Below are 11003 nucleotides of genomic sequence, written 5' to 3' on the forward strand. Positions count from 1 at the left end.
GGCGAGCCGCCCAAGTCGCGCATGGCGAGGGCCACCTCGGCCTCCGCGACTACACAGCGGGCGCGCGCCAGCTCCTCGCGCGTGCCAAAGCCGCGCGCGGCACGGCGGAGCAGCTCGCGGGCGCGCGGATACTCTCCTAGTTGGGCCATCGCGATGCCACGCAGGGCGAGTGCCGGCGGGTCGTCGCGCAGGGCGACGCGCTTGAGGGCGCCGAGCGCGTCGCCGGCAACCAGCGCGCGTCCAGCGGCGGCAATCAGGGAGTCCACCGCGACAGGCTACTGTGCGACGCCCGATTTCGCACAGGGATCAGGGAGGCCGAACGCATTGATTGGCTGCCTTGGGTCCCGATAGCTGCCCGCTGCCCGAACGGCCAGCCTCGGCCATGAACGCCCCAACGGCCAGGGCGGATCCCGACCCGAAGCGGACCTTCACAATCCGTCCACCTACCCCAACGTCATCATGTCTCCGGCAAAAAGGGCCGCTGTATTTCCGAGATCCCAGACGAAGGAGTACTGGAATGTTCCCGACCAAGAAGAATCTGGCGATGGCGCGCACGCTCGGCGTGGCGATCGTCGTCACCCTGGGCCTTGCCGGCTGCGCCACCTATAGTGACGAGTTTGCAACGATCAACTCACGCCTCGATCAGCTTGACGCGAAGGTGCAGAACGCAGCCCAGAGCGCCGAATCCGCCAATCAGTCCGCGCAACAGGCCAACCAACGGCTGGATCAGATGGAAGGCCGCATCCAGATGCTCGAAGCGGCGCCTCGCCGCAAGCCGCGCGGTTAGTCGCTCTTCCACAATTTGTGACGAACGGTTTGAACCCGGGACCGGTGGTCTTTGCCGGCCACTAGTCTACTTTCTTCACCCTGTCTTCGTTCGAAGGAACCGTCTTATTCGTACGTGCATACACCCTGCGATCCGGGCTGCTTCTGGTGCGCTAGCGCTGGCATTGGCGTTCGCGAGCATCGGCGTGGCCAGCGCCGAGGATGTCACCGCGCAACCGGTGGCTGCTGTCGACCAGCTTCCACAAGACCAGGAAGTGTCCGATACGGTGACTGAGCTCGCGGGCTGGATTGTCGGCACCAGGGACAGCCAAGGCTATCCGTTCGCGATCATGGACAAGGCCGCTGCGCAGATTCTGGTGTTTGACGGCGCCGGCCGGCTTCGCGGCGCGGCGCCTGGGCTCTTTGGCTCAGCGATCGGCGATCATTCGGCCCCCGGTATCGCCGGCCTCGCGCTTCGCGAAATTCCGGGCCGTGACCGTACGACGCCTGCGGGTCGCTTTGTGGGCGGTTTCGGCCCGTCAACCGACGCTGGGCGTGTCCTGTGGGTGGACTACGATTCCGCGGTCTCCATGCACCCCACGGCTACTGGCGTCCCGACCGAGAAACGCGCCGAACGCTTGGCATCGCCTTCGCCGGACGACAACCGCATCACTCATGGCTGCATCAACGTCTCGCCCGAATTCTACGAACGGATCGTACGTCCGACGTTCGAGCGGGGCGGGGTGTTTTACATCTTGCCGGACACGGCGCCACTAGCGGAGACGTTTCCCGCGTTCGTGCAAAGTCGCGTGACTGAGCAACGCAACGATGGATGACGCGCACGCCCGCACCCTAGTGAAGGGCGCGCCGGCGTATTGCCTTGGTGTGTGAGGCCGAGCAACGGTTGACCTGCTCACGGCCCGGCCTCGTCTTACTAGGTAAGGCACCGCGCCGTACTTTCCCAAGGGGGTTGACGTGTCGGGATTCTCGCAGGCCCAGCTGAATGAGGTGGCCAGACGCTTGAATGAGCGCCCACGCGAGACGCTGGACTTCGAAACGCCCATCGAGCGATATCGACATGCTGTTGCGTTGACCAGTTGAAACCAGCACCGAAAGTGGTCATTGGCAGCGCCCCGCGAAGCTCACTCTAAAGAATGACCGTCCGCGCCCCTTCCCGGCGCGCCGAAGTCGCGGCTGGCGCCCTCGACCAAAAATCCGCGATGCGCCGAACGGCCTCGATCAACTCCTCTTCCGGTCGTACGTATGGGATGCGCAGCCATTGGTCGTTACCACCTTCGACGCTGAACATCGGACCGGGTGGGACGTGGACGCCAACAGTCTCCAGGTTCGACGCCAGCTGCGTGGCGCTGCCACCCGGCAACTGCAGCCACAACGTCATTCCGCCTTCGGGCAGCCGGAAACGCCAGTCCGGCAGTCGTTCGTCGATGGCGTGGGCCAGGGCATCGCGGCGCTGGCGGAGTTGCTCGCGACGCATCGCGATGACGTCGCTGTCGTCCAGCAATTCGGTCACCACCAATTGGTCGAAAAGCGCCGTGCCCAGGTCGAGCTGCAATCGGGCCTTGATGAGCCGGTCGATCAGGTCGTGCGGCGCGCGGATCCATCCGACGCGCAATCCGCTCCACAGCAACTTCGAAACGCTCCCTATCGTGATGGCGCCTGGTGCGTGCGCGGCGAAGGGCAGTGGCATGCCGGCGTCCGTCAGTGCGATGGCCTGCAGCGATTCGTCCACGACCGCGGTCGTGCGGGTGGCATGCAGCGCGGCGGCGTAGCGTGCGCGCTGGTCATCGCGCATCAGGAAGCCGGTGGGGTTCTGGAAGTCGGGGATCAGGTAAGCCAGGTGCGGCCGCGTCTGCCGCAGCGTAGCCTCGATGCCATCCAAGTCCCAGCCTTCCTCGCCCAGCGCATCGCCCATCGGTGACGCGACCAGGCGCGCGCCGCCCAGGCGCAGGGCTTCGATGACGTTTGGGTATACCGGCGATTCGATCATCACCCGGTCGCCGGGTCGCGACAGCGCGCGCGCGACGACGGCCGTGCCCGCCAGCGCGCCGGAAGTGACCATGATCTGTTCGGGGTCGGTCGGCAATCCTCGCCGCGAGTACATCTGCGCGATCAGGGCGCGCAGCGCGGGCAGGCCGGTTGGACGGTGGCCGTCGCTTCCCAGGTAGCCGGGTAGCCTTTCCAGAGCGCGTTCGTAAGCCGAGGCGATGCCCGGAATGGCGGCCGTCGCGGCGCAATTGAGGTCGATGGCGCCTTCGAGCGCATGCGCGCTTGCGACCGAACGCAGCGAGTGTTCGTGCGCGCGCCGGCGGTCGTCAGGAACGGCGACAAACGTGCCCGCACCCTGGCGCGCTGTCGCGAAACCCGCGGCGACCAGGTCCGCATAGACGCGGGTCACCGTATTGCGCGAGACGGCGAGCGCCTGGGATATCGCCCGCTCGCTGGGCAAACGCGTGCCGAGGGGGATACGCCCCCCGCCGATCAGTTCCTGCAGGACCTGGCGGAGCCCCCGATAGGCCGGCTTGCGTGGGAACTGGCCGATCAGGGAGGCCAAGTGCTCTGGGGTGATGGATCGATTCATGAGGCCACTATGACGAAATTGGATCTACGTGAAAGTGCCAATCGTCCAGATACTGGCGCCCATGAACCCCAATACCTCCCCCCTTGGGCTGACCAATCTCGGCCCCCTCGCTCAACTCCGGGCCGGCCGCGTGTCCGAACGTCTCGTACGCCTGCTGGCCGGCCTATGGCTGTACGGCGTCTCCAACGCGCTGCTGATGGAAAGCGCACTCGGCGGGTCGCCGTGGGTCGTATTCCACCAAGGCGCGGCGTTGCACCTGCCGCTGTCGCTCGGCATGGTCATGGTCCTGGTCGCCGTGGCGGTGTTGCTCCTCTGGATCCCGCTGCGGCAGATGCCCGGACTGGGCACCGTCGCCAACACGCTGCTGCTGGGGCCGTTCACCGACTTCAATCTTGGGATGCTGGATGCGCCCGATTCATTGCCGATGCGTTGCATCTACCTGGCTGGTGGAGTGGTTGTCTGTGCGCTGGCCACTGCGCTCTACGTTGGGGCGCAACTTGGTCCCGGGCCGCGCGACGGCCTGATGACCGGATTCGCGCGCCGCACGGGCTGGTCGATCCAACGCGTGCGCACCTGCATCGAGATCGTGGTGCTCGCCATGGGCGTGGTGCTGGGCGGAATCGCCGGCCTGGGCACCCTGGTGTTCGCGCTGGGCGTGGGGCCGATCACGCAGTTCTTCATGCGCTATCTGGTGCTGCGACTGGAGGAGCCGGCCAATGATTGAAGCAATAGCCCTACTGGTTGGCGTTACGGCAATGTCAGCACCCAGTGTCGCCGCGCAGACCACGAATGCGGCAGATGCCCCGACCATCGGGATTCCCGCCGACATAGAGATCCGCGAGGTGCAGCCCGGCGTGTGGGTTCACACCTCGTACTACACCTATCCCGGCGGCACGCGTTACCCCACCAATGGCCTCATCGTCCGTGAAGGCAACGGCCTTCTCCTTATCGACACGGCATGGGGGGAGCTCCTCACGCTTACCTTACTCAATCAGATCGAGGCGCAGCTCAAACTTCCCGTCCGTCGTGCCGTCGTGTCGCATGCCCACGGGGACCGCATTGCGGGCGCTGACGCACTCGAAGCACGGGGCATTGAGGTTTACGCACTGCCGCTGACCCAGCAGCGAGCCGTTGCGGAGGGCATGCCAGTCCCGGACCACGCGCTGGCTGGGCTGGACAGGCCAGGAGCACGCGTTCAATTCGGCTCCGTCGAACTTTTCTACCCCGGGCCGGGGCACGCACCGGACAATCTCATGGTGTGGGTTCCATCGCAGCGCGTGCTGTTCGGCGGGTGTGCTGTGCGCGGTGCCGCTAGTGATTCGCTAGGAGGCATCGCTGACGCGAACATGACGGCGTGGCCGGAGGCCATCCGCAAGGCGCGGGCCCGTTACGCAGAAGCGAAGTTCGTCGTTCCGGGGCACGGAGAGGCAGGCGGACCAGAATTGCTTGATCACACTCTCGCGTTGCTCGAGGAGTTGCGCGAGGCTGGACAGTGAGTGCGGCCTGTCGAACGCGACAACCATTCATTCAAGCCGATGCGGTTCGCGGCGCGAGTTGCTTCAAGCGTCATGGCTCATTGCGAGCCTCGTCATCTGCAGAGCCGGAACCCCCTTATGCCATGCCTTACTCGGAGATCCATGTGAACTGGAACAAGTTGATTCGGCAGTCGCACCGCTGGCTGTCCATCGTTTTCACCGCAACCGTCATCGCCAACTTCGTTGCTTTGGCACAGGCGGCGGGCGAAATGCCCCCGCCTTGGATCACCTACTCGCCATTGCCACCACTTGCATTCATGCTGCTCACAGGGCTGTACCTATTCGCGCTTCCCTACTTCGCCAAGCGTCGTAGCAATGTGAGTCAACGGCCCCAAGTGCACCGCCCCTGAGAACTGTGGCGGCCGCTTCCAGCCGCGAGCAGCCGCTCAACCACTCAATCGCGGCCAAACGGCGCGACTGGTCAGGAACTGGGTTTCGCTGATAGGACGCGCCCGCGACCGCCGTCAGTCGCGGGCAGCATCCAGCGCCTCCGCCAACCGCTCCACCGCGACCACTTCCAGCTCGCCAATCCGGCCGGACTTGGGCGCATTCGCCTTGGGTACGATGGCGCGCTTGAAGCCGTGGGTGGCCGCTTCCTTCAGCCGCTCCTCGCCGTTGGGTACCGGACGGATCTCGCCCGACAAGCCAACCTCGCCAAACGCGATGGTGCGCTCGGCCAGCGGTCGGTCGCGCAGCGATGACAGCACCGACAGCAGCACCGGCAGGTCGGCCGCGGTTTCCTGCACGCGGATGCCGCCGACGATGTTCACGAACACGTCCTGGTCGCCCACGCCCACCCCGCCGTGGCGGTGCAGCACCGCTAGCAGCATCGCCAGGCGGTTGCCCTCCATGCCCACCGCCACGCGACGCGGGTTGGACAGCGGCGAGGCATCCACTAGCGCCTGCACCTCCACCAGCAGCGGGCGGGTGCCCTCGCGGGTGACCATCACGCAGCTGCCCGGCTGCGGGCGCTCGCTGCCCGACAGGAAGATCGCCGACGGATTCGGCACCTCGCGCAGGCCCTTGTCGCCCATCGCGAACACGCCCAATTCGTTGACCGCACCGAAGCGGTTCTTGAACGCACGCAGCACGCGGAAACGGCTGCCGCTCTCGCCCTCGAAATACAGCACCGCATCGACCATGTGCTCCAGCACTCGCGGGCCGGCGATGCCGCCTTCCTTGGTCACGTGGCCCACGAGGAACACCGCCGTGCCGGTCTCCTTGGCGTAGCGCACCAGCCGCGCCGCGCTTTCGCGCACCTGGCTGACCGAGCCCGGCGCGGCACTCAATTCCTCGGTCCACAGCGTCTGCACCGAGTCGGCCACGATCAGGCGCGGCTGCATCACCGCCGCATGCTCCAGGATGCGCTCGATGCCGGTTTCGGCCAGCGCATGCACGCCGTCCAGCGGCAGACCCAGGCGCGCGCCGCGGCCCGCGACCTGCGCCAGCGACTCCTCGCCGGTCACGTACAGCGCCGGCAGCTCGCTGGCCATCTTCACCACCGCCTGCAGCAGCAGCGTGGACTTGCCGATGCCCGGGTCACCGCCGACCAGCACTACCGCGCCGTGCACCAGCCCGCCACCCAACACCCGGTCCAGTTCGCCGATGCCGGTGCTGACCCGGTTGTCCTCGGCGTGGCGCACGTCCTTCAGGGGCGTCACGGCAGGCGCGTCGGCCTTGCCCGCCCAACTGCTGCGGCGCGAGGCCGCGACCCCGGCCTTGGCCGCCGGATTGGCCGGCTGCACCACGAACTCACTCAACGTGTTCCAGGCCCCGCATTCGGCGCACTGCCCCTGCCACTTGGTGTGGTCGGCGCCGCATTCGGAGCAGACGTAAGCGGTGCGGGACTTGGTGGCGGGCTTGGCCATGCGGGTGATCGGGCTGCGGTGATGGGATGCGGACACTGTAGCGGGCCACGGTCGCAAGGGGCGAGAACAGGCATGCTATCGGTAGCGCCATGAGACGGGTCGGGGGCCTTTGCAAAAAAGGGCAGTGCCCCTTCCAGAAGCGTCGGCGACTTCAAGCGAAGGTTCGATAGTCCTTCCGGAGGCGCCACCCACCCCACGAGCCACCGGGAGCCGAGGCCCCTGCCGTTGGTCAGGCGCACCATGGGCACAGGACGATCGCCAGCCGGACCGGTACGCTGTCCTGCACACTCGCCGCCCCACGGCATCAACATGCTTCACGGCGAGCCTTCCCCAAGCGAGGTAGCGGATATGACGCATAGGATGTTGCGTGGCGGCTTGATGGCCGTCTTGCTCTTGGTGGCAGGCAGCCTGGCCGCCAGCGAACCCTCCCCGGAGGACCGGGCGGCGCTGCAGGCGCTGGTGGAACGGTCCGATGCGGTCTGGAATGCACGCGATGCCAACGGCATGGCAGCGCTCTACAGCGCCAATGCGACGCTGCGCATCATCGGTCGTGACGTGGCCGTGAATGGTGCCTCCGCGATCCACGACTATTTCACCCGGTCCTTCGCGGGGCTTGAGCCCGGGATGCGTCACAGCACCCGCCTGACCGGCCTGCACCCCCAATCGGACGACGTGGTGCTGGCCGATGCCCACGTGCGGCTGATCCGCGTGGACGCCGACGGCGCGGAGACCCTGGTGCGGGAGTTCACCACGCTCACCGTGGCCGTGCGCGACGGTAAGCAATGGCGACTGTCCGCGGTGCGGGCTGTCGCCCTGCCGCGTGCACAGACGCAGACACCGGGCACGAGCACTGTGGGCAACTGACCCGCCTGACCCGCCCTGCAAGTCTGGCGCTCCACGCCCCAGCCGGCCCCAGATCACGCAACCGCTGGTCGCCACCGGATAGCGCACTGCCGGCACTAGCGAGAAGATGGAGCCGGACGGGCCACTGGCATGCGCGGACGGCGACATTTCCTGAAGTTATCGACCGGCCTGGCGCTGGGCATGGCGACGCGCGGCCCGGCGGGCGCGCTGCTGGGAGCGGTCGCATCGCAGCGGTCTGGAACTGCTCGCGTGTCGCCTTCTCTCAGCTTGTTCCTGTGCGGCGACGTCATGCTGGGCCGCGGCATCGACCAGATCCTGCCACACCCGTCAGCCCCCACCCTGCATGAAGCCCACGTCCGCAATGCGCGTCGGTACGTGACATTGGCCGAGTGGAAAAACGGCGAGATTCCGCGCCCCGTTGCCTACCCGTACGTCTGGGGCGAGGCCTTGGCGGAGCTGGAACGACGGCGCCCCGATGCCCGCATCGTGAATCTGGAAACCGCGATCACCCGCAGCGACCGCAACTGGCCCAAAGGCATCAACTACCGCATGCACCCGGGCAACCTGCCCTGCCTGACCGCGGCCGGGGTCGACTGCTGTGTGCTGTCAAACAACCACGTGCTGGATTGGGAGCGCGACGGCCTGCGCGAGACTCTGGCGACGCTGCAACACGGTCGGATCGCCTCCGCCGGCGCAGGTGCCGACTTGGCCGCCGCACAGGCGCCGGCAATCCTGCCGCTGGGCGACAACGCGCGCATCCTGGTGTTCGCCGCCGCCACCGGCGACTCCGGGGTGCCGCCGGCTTGGGCGGCCAACCCGACGCGATCTGGCGTGAGCCGCCTGCCAGATCTTTCCGCGTCGACCGTGGACCAGATAGCAGCCTTGGTTCGACGCCATCGGCGCAAGGGCGACTGCGTGGTGTTCTCGCTGCATTGGGGCGGCAATTGGGGCTACGCCATCCCGCCCGAGCAGCGCGACTTTGCCCATGCACTGATCGACGAAGCCGACGTGGACGTGATTCACGGCCACTCCTCGCACCATGCCAAAGCCATCGAAGTCCATCGCGACCGTTTGATCCTGTACGGCTGCGGTGACTTCATCAATGACTACGAGGGGATCGGAGGCCACGAGGAATTCCGCGGCGAACTGGGCCTGATGTACTTCCCGGTGCTGGCCCGCGGCAGCGGCCGCCTGCTGGAGCTGACGTTGACACCGACGCGGCTGCAGCGGTTCCGGGTCCATCTGGCCGGGGAGGCCGATCGCCGCTGGCTGCATGAGCGACTGCATCGCGAATGCCGGCGCTTTGGAAGCGGCGTGGAGATGCGTGCAGACGGCCGATTTTCACTGCGCTGGCAGTAGCCTGCCCCGAACCCGCATTACGCCGATGCCCATAACGACTAAGTCCCGCCGGAGCGTTTGAAGATGGTGCCGGAAATAGCAATCGAACCTACGACCTACGCATTACGAATGCGCCGCTCGACCAACTGAGCTATTCCGCCATGCATTACGCATCAATTACTTACCTTAGTGCGCGACTCGACCCATGCGGCGGTAAGTGACTGGTAAGCCGGAGGCGGCTGGGAGTGCTGTGTCGGCACTTAGCCGGTGCTGGCGCGGCCCTTGCGGTGATCCAAATCCGCCCTTGAGGATCGTCCCTGCTGCGATTATGAGAGTTGCCGACCTCTCCTTTCTTTCGCACCAAGGCGAGGTCGCCGAAAACCCTCAACCAAACAGTGCCAGTGCTTCGACCAGGAGACGTTCCAAACAATGACCATACCGAAGTCTCGGCAGCCAACCGAAGTGCCCGACATGGTCACTGGCCAAGCCAAGTTTTGAGCTACCAACAACTGTTTCTATTCTCATGAGCGCTAAGCGTCTTTGCCAGTGCGCTAGGTAGGCCGCTGCGGTAATTTGGAAAACCCAGCCTGACGCCAAGCTCATTCTTGATCCGTGAGTTGCTGATTGGTCTACTCAATACGGCCACTGGGGCCGCCCCGGTGATGGTTGGCGCCTCTTCTATGCCGGATTCTCGCGGATCCACCGCTCCGAGAATCCTGTTCGCCAACTTGATCACTTCTTCGGTGGGCGTAGGCTCGTCGTCACACACGTTGTACACGGCTCCGGGGTTCGGGCGTGATATCGATGCAATCAGCACCCTTACAATGTCGTCGACGTGGATTCGATTGACCACAGTAGATCGCCGCGCATCTGACACCGACCGGCCGGGACCCGTAAGGGCCTCCATGAATGCGCCTCGTCCCGGCCCATAGATCGCAGCTAAACGAAAAATATGCAAAGGGAGCCCCGTATCAGACCAGTCTCGCTCGGCTTGCCGCCTTAATCCCCCTCGTGTGTTTCCAGACAGCGTAGGCGCGGTTTCCATTACCCGTGCGTTTCCGCTTTTCTCAATATTCGCGTAAACGCCTATGCTTGAAAGGTATCCAACCCACTGGGCACTGGAGACCCTCATCTCGGGGCATGCTTCTAAAAAGGGATCCCGCCCATTCACGGGCGGCGCGCAAGCCAGTATGTGCGTTGCGCGTGCGAGATATTCTGTGATCGCATCAGGCCATATGATGGGCTCGACACCATGCTTCTGCATTTCGTTAGCGAAGCCGCGGCTCCGGGTGGTCGCAATGACTTCCCAACCTCGCGATATAAGCTGCTGAGCTAGCACCTGTGCTGTATAGCCATACCCCAGAATCAACAGCGTCCACATACGGTCAGGCCGCATCTTTTTCAGCATGTCGATTCAATTTTCGGAAGTGGCTGGCAACCGTTGCTGCCATCAGGCCGCCGACGACCGACAAGTGCTCGAGAGCTACGTACAAGGCCTGCTGGCCAGCCGAGTCGGGAAGGGACCAGAATCTGTGGACAACGGCAATCGTCAAGAGCAGAAAAAATCCAAGTACTAGGCTACCGAGCCAAACAGCACGATCGAGCAAAAGCAGCGCAGATCCGCCTAGCAAAATTATGACTGTGCCGATGTTGAATAGCCAAGCTGGGTGAAGCCCTGCCGCCGCCATCTCGCTCACCCCTCCCCCGAAGTCCAGAAGCTTCGCTAGGCCTGAACTGACGAAAACCACACTCGACAAAATTCGCGCAGCAAGCCAAAAGCCGTTGCTCCTGAGGATCTTCTCACTCACTACTGACATATCCCACCTTCTCGGCCAATGTTCCGGGCAAGTATGCGATATGGACTGCATGCCGGGACGCGACGGAATGTTCTAGTGGCGAGCTTTTCAACGGCAGCCAATTAAGAGCAGCTCACGATCACGAGTTCGGAGCCAGGACCAGGGTGCGGAGCAGGTAGAAGATATGTGCAGCCTTCATTCGGATACGAAAGGGGTTCTACCCCGAAATCACGGACGG

At 64.8% G+C, this 11003-nt stretch carries 10 protein-coding genes, 1 tRNA gene and 2 pseudogenes; 8 read left to right on the forward strand and 5 right to left on the reverse strand.

The genetic code is table 11. The annotated features are described in order from the left end of the window. Nucleotides 1-266 (reverse strand): annotated as a pseudogene (locus N800_RS14390) (helix-turn-helix domain-containing protein); the annotation flags it as partial. 251 nt (nt 267-517) lie between these two features. Between N800_RS14390 and N800_RS14395 the strand changes: the two are divergent. The 3 genes and pseudogenes from N800_RS14395 to N800_RS15980 all read left to right on the forward strand — a co-directional run. Continuing rightward, complete coding sequence (locus N800_RS14395) at nt 518-787, forward strand: membrane protein (RefSeq protein WP_036140208.1); 270 nt, start codon at nt 518-520, stop codon at nt 785-787. Between the two features lie 157 nt (nt 788-944). Beyond that, entirely contained in the window at nt 945-1601 is a 657-nt protein-coding gene (locus N800_RS14400; RefSeq protein ID WP_036140225.1) for a L,D-transpeptidase, read from the forward strand. Nucleotides 1602-1719: 118 nt separating this feature from the next. Beyond that, nucleotides 1720-1866 (forward strand): annotated as a pseudogene (locus tag N800_RS15980) (IS30 family transposase); the annotation flags it as partial. Nucleotides 1867-1912: 46 nt separating this feature from the next. Here N800_RS15980 and yczR read toward each other — a convergent pair. After that, the gene (gene yczR / locus N800_RS14405) at nt 1913-3364 is read right to left on the reverse strand and encodes a MocR-like transcription factor YczR (RefSeq protein ID WP_036140210.1); all 1452 of its coding nucleotides are present in this window, start codon (nt 3362-3364) and stop codon (nt 1913-1915) included. Between the two features lie 130 nt (nt 3365-3494). Between yczR and yczE the strand changes: the two genes are divergently transcribed. The 3 genes from yczE to N800_RS14420 all read left to right on the forward strand — a co-directional run bounded on the left by yczE (nt 3495) and on the right by N800_RS14420 (nt 5249). Next, nucleotides 3495-4088, forward strand: coding sequence for a membrane protein YczE (yczE, locus tag N800_RS14410; RefSeq protein ID WP_052108290.1), 594 nt, complete (start codon nt 3495-3497; stop codon nt 4086-4088). Next, complete coding sequence (gene bla, locus N800_RS14415; RefSeq protein ID WP_036140215.1) at nt 4081-4860, forward strand: subclass B1 metallo-beta-lactamase; 780 nt, start codon at nt 4081-4083, stop codon at nt 4858-4860. The genes yczE and bla overlap by 8 nt, the downstream gene beginning before the upstream one ends. Before the next feature lie 143 nt (nt 4861-5003). Next, nucleotides 5004-5249 carry a hypothetical protein gene (locus tag N800_RS14420; RefSeq protein ID WP_036140226.1) on the forward strand — a complete coding sequence of 82 codons (246 nt, stop codon included), beginning with the start codon at nt 5004-5006 and terminating at the stop codon, nt 5247-5249. 114 nt (nt 5250-5363) lie between these two features. On the opposite strand, the gene radA is transcribed toward N800_RS14420, so the two are convergent. Next, nucleotides 5364-6767 (reverse strand): DNA repair protein RadA, encoded by a 1404-nt coding sequence (radA, locus tag N800_RS14425; protein ID WP_036140217.1) that lies wholly within the window; start codon nt 6765-6767, stop codon nt 5364-5366. A 378-nt stretch (nt 6768-7145) separates the two neighbouring features. On the opposite strand from radA, the gene N800_RS14430 reads away from it, so the two are divergent. Next, entirely contained in the window at nt 7146-7631 is a 486-nt protein-coding gene (locus N800_RS14430; RefSeq protein WP_198032565.1) for a YybH family protein, read from the forward strand. 249 nt (nt 7632-7880) lie between these two features. Beyond that, nucleotides 7881-8990, forward strand: coding sequence for a CapA family protein (locus tag N800_RS14435; RefSeq protein ID WP_036140228.1), 1110 nt, complete (start codon nt 7881-7883; stop codon nt 8988-8990). Nucleotides 8991-9054: 64 nt separating this feature from the next. On the opposite strand, the gene N800_RS14440 is transcribed toward N800_RS14435, so the two are convergent. Both N800_RS14440 and N800_RS14445 read right to left on the reverse strand, forming a co-directional pair. Next, nucleotides 9055-9130, reverse strand: a tRNA-Thr gene (locus N800_RS14440). Between the two features lie 1224 nt (nt 9131-10354). After that, the gene (locus N800_RS14445; protein WP_425476524.1) at nt 10355-10777 is read right to left on the reverse strand and encodes a DoxX family protein; all 423 of its coding nucleotides are present in this window, start codon (nt 10775-10777) and stop codon (nt 10355-10357) included. Nucleotides 10778-11003 lie beyond the last annotated feature (226 nt).

Source organism: Lysobacter daejeonensis GH1-9 (genome assembly GCF_000768355.1).
Classification (GTDB): domain Bacteria; phylum Pseudomonadota; class Gammaproteobacteria; order Xanthomonadales; family Xanthomonadaceae; genus Aerolutibacter; species Aerolutibacter daejeonensis.